Annotated in this window: 7 protein-coding genes and 2 pseudogenes; 2 read left to right on the top strand and 7 right to left on the bottom strand. The window is 68.6% G+C overall.

The window, feature by feature from the left end:
• Positions 1-40 precede the first annotated feature (40 nt).
• Complete coding sequence (locus ACWCRA_RS21275) at positions 41-463, top strand: YjbQ family protein (protein WP_351549853.1); 423 nt, start codon at positions 41-43, stop codon at positions 461-463.
• A gap of 352 nt (positions 464-815) precedes the next feature.
• Here the strand turns inward: ACWCRA_RS21275 and cutA are convergent, their stop codons facing one another.
• Positions 816-1,031, bottom strand: coding sequence for a divalent cation tolerance protein CutA (cutA, locus tag ACWCRA_RS21270; RefSeq protein ID WP_451068322.1), 216 nt, complete (start codon positions 1,029-1,031; stop codon positions 816-818).
• A 332-nt stretch (positions 1,032-1,363) separates the two neighbouring features.
• On the opposite strand from cutA, the gene ACWCRA_RS21265 reads away from it, so the two are divergent.
• Positions 1,364-1,999 carry a peptidase inhibitor family I36 protein gene (locus ACWCRA_RS21265; RefSeq protein WP_451068321.1) on the top strand — a complete coding sequence of 212 codons (636 nt, stop codon included), beginning with the start codon at positions 1,364-1,366 and terminating at the stop codon, positions 1,997-1,999.
• A gap of 203 nt (positions 2,000-2,202) precedes the next feature.
• Here ACWCRA_RS21265 and ACWCRA_RS21260 read toward each other — a convergent pair whose 3' ends face one another.
• From ACWCRA_RS21260 to ACWCRA_RS21235, 6 genes and pseudogenes are all read right to left on the bottom strand, one after another.
• A complete protein-coding gene (locus ACWCRA_RS21260) occupies positions 2,203-9,579 on the bottom strand; it encodes a LamG-like jellyroll fold domain-containing protein (protein ID WP_451068320.1) in 7,377 nt (2,458 codons plus the stop codon).
• Positions 9,580-10,187: 608 nt separating this feature from the next.
• Positions 10,188-10,925: pseudogene (locus tag ACWCRA_RS21255) on the bottom strand (Tn3 family transposase); the annotation flags it as partial.
• A 481-nt stretch (positions 10,926-11,406) separates the two neighbouring features.
• Positions 11,407-13,356 (bottom strand): FG-GAP-like repeat-containing protein, encoded by a 1,950-nt coding sequence (locus ACWCRA_RS21250; RefSeq protein WP_451068319.1) that lies wholly within the window; start codon positions 13,354-13,356, stop codon positions 11,407-11,409.
• Between the two features lie 389 nt (positions 13,357-13,745).
• A pseudogene (locus tag ACWCRA_RS21245) lies at positions 13,746-13,940 on the bottom strand (IS5 family transposase); the annotation flags it as partial.
• Positions 13,941-14,456: 516 nt separating this feature from the next.
• Positions 14,457-15,764: a hypothetical protein gene (locus tag ACWCRA_RS21240; protein ID WP_451068318.1), complete on the bottom strand. Its 1,308-nt coding sequence runs from the start codon at positions 15,762-15,764 to the stop codon at positions 14,457-14,459.
• 283 nt (positions 15,765-16,047) lie between these two features.
• Positions 16,048-17,322: a hypothetical protein gene (locus ACWCRA_RS21235; RefSeq protein WP_451068317.1), complete on the bottom strand. Its 1,275-nt coding sequence runs from the start codon at positions 17,320-17,322 to the stop codon at positions 16,048-16,050.
• Between the last annotated feature and the right edge of the window lie 14 nt (positions 17,323-17,336).

Genomic DNA, 17,336 nt, shown 5'->3' with positions numbered 1-17,336 from the left:
CTGCGCCCCGCCCCGCCCCGGCCCGGGAGAGAATGCCCCCATGCCCGGACCCTTCACCACCAAGCTGCTCGACCTCACCACCGGCTCCCAGGAGACGGTGACCGATCTGACCCCGGCCTGCGAGCGGTTCCTCCGCTCGGCTGCGGCCGGCCGCGACGGCCTGCTCCATGTCTTCGTCCCCCACGCCACGGCGGGAATCGCCGTTATCGAGACGGGCGCGGGCAGCGACGACGACCTCCTCGCCGCCCTCCGCACCCTCCTCCCGGCCGACGACCGCTGGCACCACCGCCACGGCACCCCCGGCCACGGCCGCGACCACGTCCTCCCGGCGCTCGTCCCCCCGCACGCGACCCTCCCCGTGATCGCCGGGAGACTGTCGCTGGGGACCTGGCAGTCGGTGTGCCTGGTCGACACCAATGTCGACAATGCCAACCGTCAGGTGCGGCTGAGCTTCCTCGGCTGAGCAAGATCATCCTGGAGTCGGCCGTCCAATCTCCGTACTCTGCGTGTTCGCAACGGAGAGAGTGCGCGCGGTACGGACCAGAACGTGATCGAACGGCCCTATGACGGCGCGGCAAGTGCCTGCTCGGCGTTGGCAGGCTGTCCCGGATGAAGCTCGCCACGACCTCCCCGGAGCGGCAGCGCGCCGACGTGCTCGCCGCGGCCGCCTCGATCGGCGGCCATATCGTCGGCTGGGCCGACGACTGGGAGGTCTCGGATCCCGGGGAACATCTGCGCGGACTCGCCGCGTGGACCGTGAGCCCGCACAGGAAGGACGGTGCGGCCCATGTGCCCCACCGTCCATCCCTCTGTGCTCAGTCTTCCGGCGCACTCTCCCGTACCACCCAGGACAGATGCTCTTCCGAACCTCCCTCGACAGAGAGCACAATCCATTCCGGCACCTCGTATGTGTGCTCCCCGGCCACCCGGGCCCGGGCCCGCTCCGGACCCAGCGCGTCATAGATCCCGTACGCGGCCTGGGCCGGCAGCGGGGTATGGACCGTGGGCTCCGCCAGGGCCCGGCCGCGCACCGTCGTGGAACCATCGGCGTGGCGGACGCTCAGCTCCAGCCGTCCGGCGGCCTGCTCCCCGGTCCGCTGCCGTCGCGGTCGAAGTCCCCAGACAGCCGCGGCGGTGACGGATTCTCACCCGTCGGCAGGCGTGATTCGCCACTCCGTCAGATGCGGACCTCGCTGCCTTCCCAGAGTATGGTCGAACGATTGTCCGGCCGGACACTTAAGGGTGGATTCTTGGTACTCGCCCTGGTTCGGACTGCGTCTTCCTCTGAAGATCTCACCAGGAGTCACTCACGTGACCGCCTCCGTGCGCTGTGGGCGGCCCTCGTCGGCAAGGGGTGGGATTCATGACGGATCGCTTCGTACGGATGGTGCGCGGTGTGCGCCTGATCGCGGTGGCGTTGGCGACGGTCGCGGGGACGGCGCTGATCGCGGCACCGCCGGCCAGCCCCGCGGAGAGCTGTGGGACCCATCAGGTCTGTGTGTGGGACCAGGCCGACAACACGGGGCAGATCATCCGGTTCGACGCGCCGGCGGACGGCACCTGTATCTCCGCCACCCAGACATGGCCGGACGGGACCACCGCGGCCGTGCGCAGCGTCTACAACCAGCTCGACACCGGCTCGGTCGCCCAGCTGACCCCCACCGACTGCTCGGGCGAGTCCACCGGGGAGGTCCTGGGCCATAAAACCGGCGCGAACACCCAGGACATCGGGTCCTTCCGGGTGTTCCGGGGCTGCGCCCCCGGGAATGTCTGCTTCTGGGCGAACGGTGACTTCACCGGCGAGATGGCGACCAGGCCGTGGGCCAACTTCTGCCAGAACACCAGGGGGATCACGGCCACGGCCGTCTACAACAACAGCGGCAGCACCATCAATCTCTACGCGGGCAACTTCTGTCTGGGGGCCAACTGGCTCCGGACCATCGACACGGGCAGAGCCGCCCCGCTGAGCCAATGGGTGGGCCGCTGGAACCTCGCCTGACACGGAGCACTTGGCGCAGCGCACACGCCCCGTCCCATCGAGCCCGAGGGACGGGGCGTGTGCCTGTTCCTGATGGTCAGGGCACCGCACACGTGCGCTGATTCCGCTCCTGAGATTCGCGGCGGGCTGCGCCAGGGCGGTATCCCCGAGGTTCTCCGTCCTGCCCCGATCCGGGGGCGGGACGGAGAGTTCCCGGCGCGGGTCTAGCTTTCGATGCCGTAGTAGTCGGCGAGGAACTGGACGATCTGATCGGCGTGGGGGAGGAGCTGGGGGAGGTGGGCGGTGAGGGCGTTGCGGGTGGCGGTGGTGAGTTCGCCGAGGGAGCCGGTGGCGGTGGCGGTGTAGGGGTCGAGGCGTTGGATGAGCTGGTAGTTGCTGGGGATGTCGATGTCGTGGAGGGCTTTCTCCACGGGGGGTGCGTCGGCGGGTGGAACGGGCGGGAGGATGCGGGAGATGTAGGTGACGCGGTGGAGGATGCGCCAGCAGGGGGGTTTGGTGTCGGACTGGCGGGCCTGTCGGAGCGCTGCGGCCGCGGCGTCGTTGCTGTTCGCGAGCCAGGTGGGGTCGGCGACCTTGTTGTAGAAGTCGTCGAAGTGGGTGTTGTCCTGGCCGAGGTAGAAGGTCATGAAGCGGTACGCGTCGACCTTGCCGGGCACCAGGACCGGTTTGCCGGCGTCGTACCGGGGCTTGTTGTCGGTGCCGTACTGCTGGAGGTCGCGGGTGGGGCTGCAGACGACATCGAGGCTGTGGGTGCGGCTGGATTCCTTGGAGCGGTGACGGGTGACGGTCATGCCGCCGCCGACGGAGGCGTCGAACTGGACGCCGGCGCCGACTCCGGCGATTTCGAAGCCGATGTCGACGGAGGCGGTGACGGAGCCGGAGAGGCTGTAGGAGCCGCCGGTGGTCTGGGTGACGACGTCGACGGTGCTGGTGGACTCGGCGAAGAAGCCGCCGTCGGCGGTCCAGACGTAGGTGTTGGCGATGTTGCGGTTGGCGAAGGCGTCCTGGGACTGTGAGGGCGCGCTCTTGTCGGGGGCCGGGGGCAGGGGTCCGGAGAAGGACTCCAGGAGGCGCTGGGCCCGGCCGGCGGTGGGGTCGCTGTCCCCGGTGTCGGTCGAGACATTGTTGTAGTAGCTCTCCAGCTCCTGGCTCTCGCGCAGGATGCGCCGCTTGAGCGCGTACGCCTCACGGGGTTTGAAGTAGCTGTACTCCCCGTACCCTCGCGCGTTCGGGTAGGCGGGGTCGAGGACCTTGCCGTGTTCGTCGAAGCCGACCGCCCCGTCCAGGGTGCCCTGCTTGGTGTACTGCGGATTCAGCGGGAAGTCGATGATGTTCCAGTCCTTGGGGATGTCCGGGTTCGGCAGCATCCGGTAGGCGACCAGCGCCCCGGTGTGCGCCAGGCGCAGGGCGTAGACGTCGGCGGTCTCGGACTGGACGAGGGCGTAGCCGGTGTTGGCGGGCACGTAGCGTTGGCCGATCGCGGTGTTGAGGATGTGGTCGCGGTCTTCCCAGTGGCCGGTGAGGGTGGCGGAGGTGTCGCGTTCGGTGGTGGTGCCCTGGGAGACGGAGGTTTCGTCCGTCCAGGCGTTGGAGAACTCGAAGCTGCCGCCGACCTTGGCCCGGACGGTGACCTGGGCCAGCGGTTCGGCGGTGCCGAAGCCGAGCGGCGCGGTCAGCAGCAGGATGTGCTCGTCGACCTCGACTCCGGCGGCGAGGTGGAAGGCGGTGTTGACGCTTTTCTCGGTGGAGGAGGAGAGGGTGGAGGTGACCTGTTCGGCCTGGCGGAAAGTGACGCTGGAGCAGCCCTCGGGATCATGAACCGTGGAGGTGAGGTTCTCGGAGGGGACCGGAGGTGCGCCTTCGATGTACCCGATGAGCTGGGGGTCGTACTGGACCTGGCTGACCCATTCACTGACGAGGTCGCCGACCTTGTAGCCGGTGGTCAGATGCCAGGTGCCGTCGGTGGTGTGGGTGTAGGCGCGCTTGAGGACACCGCGGGTCTCACCGGTGGCTGTGTACTGGACGTCGGCGTACTCGCCGGCGGCGGGCGGGGTGGAGACGAGTTCCTGGAAGGAAGTGCGGACTCCGGCCAGCGCCGAGCGGACGGAGGCGGTGTCCGTGGACACGGGAGCGGTGGACAGCAGGGTCTTGGGGCGGGTGTCGTCCGTGCCCAGGTCGAGGTTGTTGCCGCGCAGGGACTGGTCGGCGACAGACTTGGCGGTGACCGCGGTGGAGGCGTCGTCGAAGGGCCAGTACCCGAGGAGGTCCTGCTTGTCGCCCTTGAGCCGGGTGAAAAGGCTGTCGAGGATCTCCTCCGGGGTGCGGGCGGTGCGCCACAGCCGCACCTCTTCGAGGGTGCCGCCGTAGAAGTCGCTGTAGGCCCCGGACTTCTTGAGGGCGGCGAAGGTGAGCTGGTCGTCGCCCCACTCGGTCAGCGGGTTGGGGTCGGGGGTGTCGGTGGGGATCGGGAGGCCGTTGTGGTAGAGGGTGAAGGAGGAGGCGCCCGGGTCGGGGTCGGTGGCCCACCTGGCGCCGCGGAGTTTCAGGTCGAATCCGCCGACGGGGTCGGCGGCGGTGTTGCCGGTGTTCTCCTCGAACGTCCAGCGGGCGAGCAGGGCCTCGTCACGCGGCTGGAGAGGGGTGCCGAGCCGGTCGGTGTCCCGCGCCTTCCCCCAGATCCGCACCTCGCCGACCGTCCCGGTCAGTGGATAGCGGCTGGCGCCGTCCTGGGCGCGGCCGATCTCCAGCACCCCGTCGTTGCCCCGCGGGCCGGGGCCGGTGTAGCGGGTGGTGCCGTAATCATGTCCGTCGACGAAGAACTGGATGTCCTGCCACTCCTCGACATCCACCCGCTCGATCACGTCGAGCGTCTGCACGGTGGTGTTCCCATCACTGTTGGTGATGGGGAAGTCGCGCGCCTTCTTGACCTCCTGGGTGGTGCGGCCGGCCCGGCGTACGACGGCGATGCGGTGGAAGCCGGCGGACAGCGCGGTGGAGGAGGTGAACCGCTTGACGACCGGTCCCGGCTCCTCGAACGCGAACTCCAGCTTCCCGTTCGCGAGGACGGAGAGCTGATACGGAACGCTCCCGCCGGCCCCGTCGGCGAGCCGCCCCTTGGAGATGAGGCCCTGCCGGGCACCGATGGTGTCGATGGTCGCGAAGACTTCGATCGTCAGATCACCGGTGATGTCCAGCTGATCGGCGTCCGGGGTCTCCGCCCAGGAGGAGCCGTCGAACCGCAGCGCCCACGACTGCTCGTACACCGCCGCCAGATGCGCCCACTCCCCGCACCGGTGGCTCTCCCGCCCGGCACGGACCTTGTCGCCCACCGCGGCCTGGACGCGGTAGGTCATGGGGATGGAGTCGGATGCGGCCGGGTTGCCCCAGACGCCGCCGTGGTGGTTGTTGCCGCTGATGTCGGTGAACCGCTGCTGTCCGTCGGCGGACGTGGTGCCGGTGCGGTCCTTCTCGTAGATCCAGGCCCCGGTCAGACCCGGCTCACCCGCGGTGACCCGGCGGAAACGGTCGGCGTCGATGTCCGCGCCGGACCGTGCCGTGCTCCAGGTCCGCAGCTCCCCGAGCCGGCCGGAGAAGAAGGTGGCGGAACCGCCGCTGTCGGTGCGGCCCACGATGGTCTTGGCGCCGGAGGCGGGCGGTGCGGCAGCGGTGCGGCGGGCCACCTCCGCTCCGTCGCGGTAGATGACCTGGGCGAGGGTGGTGCGGTCGAAGGTGACCGCCCAGTGGTGCCACGCCCCGTCGGTGATGGCGGTGGGGGTGGTGAGGAGCTCGGCGTCGCTGTCCGTGCCGAAGCCGAAACTGAAGGTCCCCTCCGGGGTGAAACCGACGGTCAGGCCGCTGGTGCCGTCCGCGACGACGGTGTCGACGACGTTGTGGCCGGTGGCGCGCTGGAGCCAGCACTCGATGGTGAAGTCCGTCCCGGCCGGGTTGAAGCCGTCGATCTGCAGGGCGTCGTCGCTGCCGTCCAGGAGCATGCCGCCCGCGACGGGGTCGGGGAGCAGGGTGAGTGCCGCCTTCGTCTGCCCGCGGTTGAGGTGCAGGAGCCGGGCCCGCGCGCCGGTGAGCAGGCCGGGTTTGAACCATGCCTCCGCGCTCAGATCCCCGGCCGGGGTGGTGACCTGGTCCAGCAGGCCGTCGGGGAGGGCGAGGAGCTGGGCCGTGCCGTCGAAGGTGAACGCGCGCCCCGGGGAATCCGCCCCCCAGCGCGAACCGTAGCCGGTGACCAGCACGGCCGCGGTGCCGTTGGGTACCGAGGTATCGGCCTTGGCCGCGCTGACCGTGACCCATCGCGACCCTCCGGTGAGCGAGGCCCCCGGGCGGGACGCGGTGGCCAGCGATGTGTCGTAGGGCACCAGGGACACCACCGCCCCCGCCGACTCGGCCGGTGGTTCGACGGTGACGGTGACCCTGGTGCCGCCCGCCTCCACGGCACCGGTCACCTGATGGACGGTGTCACCGATCCTCAGATATCCGGCAGCCGGCAGTGCGACGGGGGTGCCGGCCGCGAGGGTGACCACGGTGCCCTGGACCGAGTCCACCGTGCCCACCGGGACACTCTCACCGGGCGTCCCGTTGACGACCGCCGCCAGCTCCCGCGCCGCGCGCGGCACCCCGGGGAACGTCTCGCTGTCCGTGCCCCGCACGATCGTCAGATCGCACAATCGGGCGGCGACCGAACTGTCCGCGATGGTGATGACCGTCCCCGAACCCAGGTCCACCCCGGGGTCACGGGCGGTGAACCGGAGAGTCTGCCCGCCGCCGGTCAGCTGCTGCACACCCCGCAGGGTGCCGGTGTCGAGATAGGCGGCGAAGAACTGACCGTTCGCGCCCCGGAAGTAGAGCGCCACCCGCCCGTCCGCACCGTCCATCAGGAACGGCGCGGTATCGGTGCGCGCGAACCTCAGCAGCCCCCCGGCGCAGCTCAGACCGGCCACGTCGACACTGATAGGGACCAGGGCGACATCGCCGACGCCCAGGAGCCGGTTCAGCTCGTCCTGGGCGGCCTTGATCTCCGCCCGCTTGGCGAGAAGGTCCCCGTTCAGCTTGTCGAGCTCGGAGGTGATCTCCGCCCGGCGGGCAATCAGGGAAGCCAGCTGCGGAGTGGGCGCCGCTCCCCCTCGCGTTCCGGAGAACAGCGTGCCATTGGCCTCGCCGGCCTCGGTCGCACCCCCCCTGCCGGCCATGATCAGCCATGTGTCGTCGATGGCGTGCTGCAGACGGAAGGAACCAGGGAAGGAGCCGTCGATGTACCAACGGGCTTTCTCAGGCACCGGATCGGTGTATTCGCACCCTACGGTGTCAATCGTCCTGCCCTCCCACGGCATGAGGATGCTCGTCGGGAAGTCGCCGGGCAGGTTGATGCCGTACAGAGCCACGGCAGGGTTGCCGTAGCGCCCGGCCACCCCGGTGAGCGGCAGCGCCCACCACTGGCCATCCCAGCGATAGGTAATGGTTTGCCCGGAGGGAAGGTATGTCGTGCCTTGCAGCTTGTAGGTCCATCCCAGCGCGTCCCGGTTCCCGCTCGTGATGGACGAGATCGTCGCGTCCAGCCGCTGTCCCTCGGCCGTGAGGGGATCGATGTCCTGCTGGATCCCGGCCGCCTGCTCCTCCAGCCGGGGAATGAGCCCTTCCAGGGTTTTGGCCCTGTCCATGCCCTGCTCCTGCGCCAGGCCCAGCTCGGCCAGGGTGACCGCGTCGGGGATGTCCGCGAGCCGCCCGTCGATCCCCACACCGAAGTCGATACTCGCGAGATGCGCCTCGGCCGACGAGTCCCCGGCGGGGCGGGTGGCGAAGGCGAGCAGAACCCTCGCCTGGCGTTTGACGGGCTGCGCCTCGGCCCGGTAGCCGGAGGCGGCGTCCTCCTGCTGGTAGTAGAGCGTCGCGGCGAGTCCGGAGACGGTGTCGCGGCCGGCGACGGTGAAGCTGTCGCGGCGGACCCCGGGGTGGTCACCGACCGGGGCGGAGGAGGCCACCCACTGCGGAGAGGAGTCCAGATGGGCGTGGGCGGCGGTGTCGGTCTGGTCGTGGGCGGTGGTGCCACTGCCTTCGTCGAAGCGGTAGTAGGCCACCAGACCGGGCTCGTTGCCGATCAGCCGGTAGCGGCTGCTGTCGACGATCTCGCTCTGGCCCCGTGCCCGTTTCCAGATCCGCAGCTCGTCAATGGTCCCGCTGTAGAACGGACCGTGTTCCCTGGCCCCGATGTGCACCAGCGCCGACTCGTCACCGGAGGCCGGCAGGACCTTGCTGCCGCTGAAGGCCCCGTCGATGTAGAGGGTGGCGGCGGTGCCGTCGAACGAGGCGGCGATGTGCGCCCACGTGTCCGGCGTGATGGTCTGCTCCGAGGTGAGGGTGCCGCCGCTGTGATCGAGCGCCACCTGACCGCCATCGGTGATCCGCAGCTGGAAACCACCCTGCTCCGGACCGTCCCACCGGGCGACGACCGGACCGCCCGCCGCCCCCGGCCGGACCCACGCCTCCACCGCGTAGGCCCCGCCCTGGAACTTCAGCGCGGACGCCTCCCCCACGTTCAGATAATTGTTGACGCCGTCGAACTGGAGCGCGGTCTCGGCATGCCGGGTGTCGGGGACCAGCGGGACCAGTGCCTTGCCGGTGAACGGGCAGATACCGGGCGCCCGCTCGTACACCGACCCCCGGTACTGCGGGTCGGGGCTGGTCCAGTAGCGGCTGCCCTGCGTGTTGAACAGCCCGTCCGGGTCCTGCTCAATGCTGAAGGAGTCGATCCGGCGCGTGGCGCTGTTGTGGGCGAAGAACTGCCACCGCTGCTGCCCCTGCACCGCGGTCGGGGTGAGGACGGCGGTGAACCGGCCCCCGGTCAGGTTGCGGATCAGGTCCAGCTCCTGCGTGGGCTCGAAGAACGCCTTCCCGTCCATGTCGGCCGGGCCGAGGCTGTCCTTCTCCGACGCGGGCAGCGTCTTGTGCCGGCTGCGCTTGAACCGCACCTCCGCCACCGGCTTCAGCCGCCCCCCGACCAGCAGGAACCGGTCGCACAGCAAGGTCCCGTCCACGACCGGCGCAGGGGTGGTGCCCGTCTTCACCACATCCGCCCGGCCCCTGTCCCCCGTGGAACTCACACCGTCGGCGAGGGTGAACACCGCGTCCACATGACCCGCGTCGATCGACTGCCGCAGCACCACCACATGCGAGCCGTCGGAGACCACCTGGAACGGGGCGCCGGGCGCGGTCAGCCGCGCGGTGGAGGACAGGAACGGGTCCGTCTCCTCCGGCGTCAGGAGGTCGTTGGGTCCGGCCTCGGTCCGGCCGCCCTTCTTCACCACCGGCATCGCGGTCGCGCCGGCCACCGCGTAGCCGACCTTCACCACCTCGGTGGGGAAGGGTAACTCGGCCGGGTTCTCCGACCAGTACGCCACATCCAGCTCCCCCTTCTTCTCGTCGAAGGAGGACAGGTCGAGAACCGCGTAAACGATCCTCCGCTTGTCGTCGACGGCGAACGCGATCACCGTGCCCTGATGACGCACCATCGTGGTGTGGGTGTAGGTGCGGTCGCTGTAGATCTTCACCAGACTCTGATCAGCCGTGCTCATGAACCATCCCTCGGACAGGCCATGCCCTGCGAAGCAGGGCGTGGGGCAGACGGGTGGAGCAAACGCCGGACAACAGAAAGAAGCCGCCCCAAGGGGCGGCAAAGACGCGGTCAACACGAGGCCGGGCACAGCAGACCACACCCCACCCCCACCGGATATCGAACACACAGCCAAAAGCCCTCGCACAGTTACGGAATGGCGCATACCCCCTGCCCGCCACAGGAAGGACGCCCTCACCGCCACCACAACACGTCACACCGCACCAGCCACCACCACGGCGAATACCACCCCGCCCAACCACCCGCCGTGGCGCACCATCAAGCTGAACCGTTCAGCTCAATGGTGAAGAATGACCCGGAGTCTCCCCTCGCGGTGTCGGCCGTTGCGCCTTCCATCGACACTGAGATGGCAGACCAACGAGCTGGGACGTGGTGCCCTGGGGCTTTGCCACGCTGTTGAAGCCCCGTGAAACGAGTATCGAGCCGGAGTCCCTCACCGCCTGTTCGGGCGCGGGCTCCGCGCCGGGCGCTCGGCCGTCCGCGCTCAGTTGGTGCCGATGCGGCGGACGCGGGTCATGCCCTGGCCGGGATAGATCTGGAGGTCGGGGTTGGCCAGGGGGGGTGCCCCTCGCGGCCGAACATCCGCAGCAGATCGTAAGCCCGCACCTGGTGGGTGATGAGCGACCCGGCCACCCGCAGCATGTCCGGCCAGTGCGTGGCGATCTTCTCGCAGTCGACCTTGTTGCAGGCCACGTCCTCCAGCGGTCCGGACCCGGCCGACGGCTTTTCTCCGTCGGGCAGGTCGGACCGCCGGAACCGCTGATCGGCCAGGTCACGGAAGCGCGGGGCGAAGCGGAATCCGAGCATCTTGTACAGGCCAAACGCCAGGTCGGAGTACGAGGCGTTATCGGTCGCCACCATCTCCGGCTTCACCCCGCCGTCCGGGTTCAGCGGGGTGTCCAGGGTGTAGAGGCTGTCGCGCGGGCTGCCGCGCACCACCATCGCGCCAATACCGGCGACTTGGTCGTTGACGGCGTTGAGCCAGGTCACGCCGCGTTTGCAGCCGCAGTACTTGGGCGAAGGCCCGGCGTTGATGCTCTTGACGGGGACGACGAAGCGCGGGCCGTCGACGGAGGCGAGCAGTCCGCCGCCCCGCATCTGGGCCGGCTCGATGCGGGACTGCGCGCCGATCAGCGCGGCGTTCGCCGCGGTGATGGTGTCGGCGCGCACGTGGTTCCGGTCGACGTGCGAGAGCCGCGAGCGGGTCAGCGCCTTGTTCTTCGGGTCGACGACCGGGGTCAGCCCGATGTCGCCGCTCTGGGAGACCAGCAGGGCGAGCAGAACGACGACCTGCTTGTCGACGCCGAGACCGGGACCGTCGCCGGGCTCACGGCATCCACCGTCCGCGCCGGCGCCGCGGCCGGCCGCATGAAACCCGGATTCGTCCAAGGCCACGGCGACGACTTCAGCGTCCTGCCCGACCCCACCGGCCACCTCCAGCTGACCGGTGACATGGTGAGGGACCTGTACGACCGGCACGGCCGGCAGTTCGGCCCGTGGGAGAAGTGGTGCTCCGGCTGGAGGAGTCGCTGTTCCCGTCGATCCCCGATGTCGCGGTGTGTCGGTCGACGTGAGCGACGAAGCGGTGCACAGAGAGGCCCGAAGCACGGTGGGCTGGGGTGTCTGTCCCGATGGTGGGAGCTGGTCACGGCGGATTCGCGGCTCCTGCCTGCGCTCTCCCGCTGATCCGGCCGTGGAGCGGCATGCGGAGAGTACCGGCCGCGGGGGAGGCGGATTTCATCGCCTCCCCCGCGGCCCGGTGCGAACGTCAGACGCAGCGTCCGTCCATCCAGCCGGTGAGGTCCTTCGTCCACGAGGTGGCCAGCCGGGTCACATCGGCGTCCAGCGCCCGCTGCCAGGAAGCGTGGTTGCCGGAGGCCGGCGGGGGCGGCTCCTTCCAGTCGACGACGTCGTACCACTTGGGGAAGCCGGTGAGGGCCGCGGAGAGGCCGGCGGCGCCGACCCGGCTCCGGAGCTCTGGAGCCAGCTCCTCGTCATGTGTGTAGATCATGATCTCCTGGGACGCGATGCGCTCCGCGACCGGTGCGAGCACCTCGTTCCAGGCCGTCTCCCGTACCGACGGGTCGCTGTGGAGGAGGAACTGCTTCGTTTCCCCCTTCACCTCCACCATCACGACCACGCCGAGGGACCTGGCGCTGTCGAGCCACTCGCGGAACGTGTACACGGTCTCGCCCGTGTAAGGGCCGCGCGTGATGGTGCGTCCCTTGAGCGGGTTCGTCCCGCTCGCCCACGGCAGCTCCGAGACGGAACCGTTCGGTCCGGTCAGCCCGTTGGTGCTGGCGTTGTGCCACATCACGGCCTTGGTGCCGTTCTTGGTCAGCCGCAGATCGGCCTCCACCCCGGCTGCGCCCCAGCTCTTCTCCTGGGCGAGGCCCCTGGGGTGGTTCGGTGCACGGATCTGGTCGACTGTCGAGGCCTGCGCCTGCTGGGGATACCCGCCGTGCCCGAATACAGCGGGACAGTAGGGCAGCGTGGCGGGGCTGGTGTACCCCTCGATCATGTGGACCCGGCCGAAGGTCCAGTTGCCCGGCTGGGACTCCCAGCTGTGCAGGGGGCTGTTGAGGGCACCGTCGGACCTGGCGGTGAAGGTGATCGTCTTCACCCGTCCGTCGGAGTAGCCGTAGAGAGTGGCCAGGTCGTCGCGGCCGTCCCCGTTGAAGTCGCCGGTGACGATCTTCATGCGCGCATGGTCGTACGAGCCCGCCGGGAGGACCAGCATGTCCCGCCGGTTGCCGAACTTTCCGTCCGTGCCGAGACGGAACCCGATCACCGCGTCGTGCCCGTCTGCGTAGTTGTACCAAGCAGCCAGTTCGTCACGGCCGTCACCGTCGAAGTCACCCGCGTGCAGACTCGGCTGCCGGAACGTCCAGCCCGTGGACTCCCAGCCGTGCACGGGCTCGGCGAACCCGCCATCGGTCCGCCCGGCCCAGTACATCAGCTTCACGCTGCCGTCCCGGTACCCGTACAGCGCCGCGAGGTCGTCGCGGCCGTCCCCGTTGAAGTCGCCGGTGGCGAATTTCATGCGGTTGACGTGCCAGCCATCCCCAGGGGCCCGCTGGAAGGAGGAGAAGTGCCCGCCGAAACCGCCGTCCGGGCGAGCGAGCATCGTGAAGAGTTTGTCGCTGCCGTCCCCGTAGGCGTACCAGACGGCGACGTCGTCACGGCCGTCCCCGTTGAAGTCGCCGGCCTGGGCGGTCATGGCCTCGAAATTCCAGTTGCCCGGCTCCGCGGTCCAGGAATGGAGAGGAGCCGCAAAGCTGCCGTCTCCACGGCCGAGCCAGGTCAGCAGGGTGACCCGGCCGTTCTCGTAACCGTAGAAGGCCGCGAGGTCGCCCACACCGTCCCCGTCGAAGTCGCCGGTGAGGCGCTTCATGTTCTCGGCCCAGTAGTTGCCCGCGGGGGTCTCCCAGCCCACCCCGGGCGCGGCGAAAGCGCCGTCCGGGCCCGCGAGGAAGGTGCGTACGGCGTCGTGCCCGTCTGCGTAGTCGTACCAGGCGGCCAGATCGCTGCGGCCGTCGCCGTTGTAGTCGTGGCGGACACCGGTGCCCGGTCCGGCCGCCTCACTGGCCGGCGCATCCGCCGTGCCGTCGAATGCGGCGGCCGTCCCTGCTGGTTGCCCGGGCGCGGCGGTCGCACTGCCGGCGCCTGCGGACAGGCCGAGCAGAGCGAAGCACAGCACGGCCGAGCCCACTGCCATGGAGGGTCTCCTCATGCAGCTCTTCACATCCCTTGCCGTCGAACGAGAGAAAGGCACCCCTCGGCGGGGGTGCGCGGGGGCGGGCCTCGCCCGGCCGGATCGTTCATCCCGCCACAGCCATGGCGAAGACGGCGACCGACGCCTGCTGGGCCGTCGATCATTAGATCATTCAAGATCCTCCTGGGATCGGTGAAGCAGGAGACGCCCCGGCTGCCATCGGCGCCCGGGGCACCACCCGCCACTCCCACCCCCCAGGTCGTCTCTTCTGAGTCTTGCTGGGCTCGCCGAGACCGCCCCGCGGTGCCGGACACCGATCGCCGCACAACCCCCCGCCCCGTCCCGCTCACCACAGGGGAGTTGCCACTATGACGTCGTTTTCTCTCTTTGTTCTATCTCATTGCGCGATTTTGTTCCGGTGATGCCGGGTCGCGCCAGGAGATGGTGGTCTCTCCGGCGAGGCGGCGGGCCATGAGGTCGGTCATGGCCAGGTGGATCATGGCTTCGGAGCGGGCCGGGAGGGTCTCGCAGTCGCGGGCCAGGCGGCGGTTCGGCGTGAGCCGGCCGTAGGTCCGCTCTACGGTGAAAACGACCTCTGAGCGACTTTCACGCCTGCCCCAGGGCCGATCCAGGGACTCTCCGCCGCGTGATCAGGGAAGGCTCCGACAGCACTGAAAGGCATAGAAGCTCTGTTCAGGGCCTTGTTGCCGGCGCCGGCTTTCAGACGGACGCTTCCGCCGCCGCCGGCGGCGGCATGACCACCACCCGCCACCGCTCCACGGCATCCACCCGGACCCACCGTCTCGACGTCGCCTGCAACCCCGCCCGCGACCTCCAGCAATACGCCGACGGCAACCCAGTACGACACCCCCGGCGAACCGATCCTGGCACCCGGCAAGGTCGACGCGTACCGCTTCATGACCTTCTACCTCGGCCAGGACAACACCCAATTCGACGACTTCTACAACAGAGTCGCCGACCCCCTCCGGCTCGCCAACAGCAACGACGCCGCAGCAGAGCCCCTGACCGGGTCCGCAACGAGCGACCGGCCGGCGTCTGCGAACCCCGGTAAGAGCCGTTCTTTCAATGAAGCCGGTCGGGGTTTACGTCTGGGTCTTTCCCAGGGGGCACCAGTAAATGGTGGGCTCCACGTTGAAGTCGAAGCTGGTAGTGCTGACGTTGTAGGTCCAACGAGTTCCGGCCGGAACGGGAATGATGGCGGTTTCCAAGTATTCTGAGGGACCCAGATCAAATTGTTCGCCATCGATATTGACGGTCACGGTCATGCCTCCGTCCGCTCGATGGTTCCACTCTCCCTTGGATTCCATCAGGATGAACCCGTCCGTATTCCTTGTTACCGAACTTTCGCCGTTACTGTCAGTTCCTCTGTATATTAATTCGCGCCGGCCGAAGAGGGATACCCGCCCGAGTACTTGTGTCAAACCGTTTGCGGTGAGGTCGGTGAGCGCTGCGGACGCGGCTGTCAGTTTCTTGGTGTCGAGTTCTTCCGCGTCGAGTTTGACCTTGATGGCGGCGTCTGACGCGGTCAGGTTGGTGGCGGTGAGTGCGGCGGCCGTCGCGGTGGCCAGGGTGGCGTCTCCTGTGACGTTGAGCGTGCCGGCGATGTCGACGCTGGTGGGTGTGAGGTCGGGGTTGGAGATGGTGAGAGTGAGCGTTTCGTAGAGAACGGCCTGGCTGCCGGTTGCGGGGGTGGAGGTCGCGATGAGCAGGAGGGTGATGTCGCGGCCGGCGCCGCCGGTGAGGGTGTATTCGGTGCGGGTGCCCAGGTCAATGGTTTGAGTCGGAGTTGTGATCTTGAAGTTGGTGCCATTGCTTTCCCACTGCAGCCGGATGTCTGTGCCTTTGGTGAAGTCGGAGCAGGGGACCGTCGGGCTGGCCGGCTTGGTGGCGATGAAGTTCCTGATGTAGAAGTCGGCGGGGGTTTTGCGGACCATGACCTTGGTCTCCTTGGTGGTGAAAGTGGCGGGGTCGGGGGTGGTGCCGGAGGTTTCCCGGATCCGGATCTCTGTGTCTCCGAATGTGCTGTTGACCGCGCCTTCCAGACCGAGGGTGAGACCGATGCCGATGGGCTGGGCGGTGCCGGTGAGTGCGTCGTAGACGATGGTGGCGGTGTAGTCGGCGGTGGTGTCGGGGGTGCTGTAGGGGTCGCTGCTGCGACGGGGGGCGCTTGTCGGGACCCAGGTGTTGGTCGTGACGGAGGCGATCGGGGGTGCGGTGAAGACGCTGGCGGCGCCGGGGCCGACCGGGACCGCGACATGGATCTGGCCGCAGTACACGGGGCCGGCGGTGTTCGCGGTGACGGCGATGTCGAGGCCGGCCTGCGGGTCACCGGTGGGGAGTCCCTGGGGGGCGGAGGCGGTGTAGGTGAGCAGGGTGGTGTCCGGGGGCATCAGGTGCTCCTTCGCGGCGGGCGGTCCGTTGCGGCTGAACGGGAGGGTCAGTGCGGTGTGCCGCCCGGCGTCTGGATCGGCCGCCGGCCTCCAGCAGTACACCGACCGCCTCTGTGTGACCCCTCCGGGCCACCTGACGCCTCCGGCAGTCCCGCGCCGCTCTTCGTGCCGAGATCGCTGTCCTGACTCCCGGGCTCCTGCACGAGCGTGGCGGGGGGCTTTTCTGGTGCTCGCCGGCATGGTGCGGCCGCGGCGGTTTTGATCAATTCCCGGAGGGATTTTCCTACAGACCCAGAGGGAACCAGTAGATTTGAGCAATGGCGCCTTCATGTGGTGGCCCATAGTTGACTTCGTAACTCCACTGAACGCCCATCGCAATAGGGATTGAAATGCTCGCGGGCTTTGAATCCGGTTCGCCGGGCATTCCCTGTTGAGAATTAAGGTAATAGACATTGTAATCCAGTGTAATGGCCATACCGCCTATCCAGGGACCCACTCGCGAGGTGTTCAAGGAGAACTGCGCAACAATGAACCCGTCGGTCGGTGCCGTGAACGAGTCGGACGCGGGAAATCGATCCTCGTGAATTGTTTCCCTTGCGCCAAAAGCTTGCGCGGGGCCCTTGAGGATGATCCCGGCTTGACCGATTTGGGCGCCGTCGGACTGGATGGTGGCGGCGCTGATGACGCCGTTGGCGGTGAGGTCGCCGGCGGTGGCGGTGGTGAGGGTGGTGTTTCCTGTGACGTCGAGAGTATTGGCGACTTGGACGCTGACGGGTGTGAGGTCGGGGTTGTTGATGGTGAGGGTGAGTTTGTCGTAGAGGCGGGCCGGTGTGCCGTCGGTGCCGGTGAGGGTTGCGGTGAGGATGAGAGTGGTGTCGCGGGTGACGCCATTCTGGATGGTGTAGTCGGTCGCGGTGCTGAGGTCTATGGGTGAGGCCTGGTCGGGAAGTGTCAGCTGGAAGTTCGTTCCGTTGCTCTCCCAGGAGAGCCGGATGGGTGCGCCGTTGGTGAAGTCGGTGCACGGGACTGTGGGACTGTCCGGGGCTGTGGCGATGAAGTTCCTGATGTAGAAGTCGGCGGGGGTTTTGCGGACCATGATCGTGGTCTCCTTGGTGGTGAAGGTGGCGGGGTCCGGGGTGGTTCCGGAGGTTTCCCGGATGCGGATGTCCACGTCCCCGGCGGTGTTGTTCACCGCGCCTTCCAGGGAGAGGGAAAGGTCGGTCCCGATGGGCTGGGGGGTTCCGGTCAGGTGGTCGTAGATGACGGTGGTGGTGTAGTCCGAGGCTGTGTCGGGGGTGCTGTAGGGGTCGGCGCTGCGGCGGGGGGTGGTGGTGGGTGCCCAGGTGTTGGTGCTGACGGAGGTGGTGGGGGGTGCGGAGAAGAGGCTGGGGGCGCCGGGGCCGACGGGTACGGAGATGAGGATCTGGCTGCAGTGGACGGCGCCGGTGGCGGGCGGGGTGATGTCGATGCCGAGGCCGGTCCGGGGGGTGCCGGTGGGGATGTTCTGGGGGTCGCCGGCGGGTGTGTAGGTGAGCAGGGGAGAGGGGTCGGGGGACATCAGGAGCTCCTTCG

The sequence above is a fragment of the Streptomyces sp. NPDC001889 genome, from assembly GCF_053594535.1.
The sequence above is the reverse complement of the archived record's forward strand: the minus strand, read 5'-3'. Positions and strand labels throughout refer to the sequence as shown.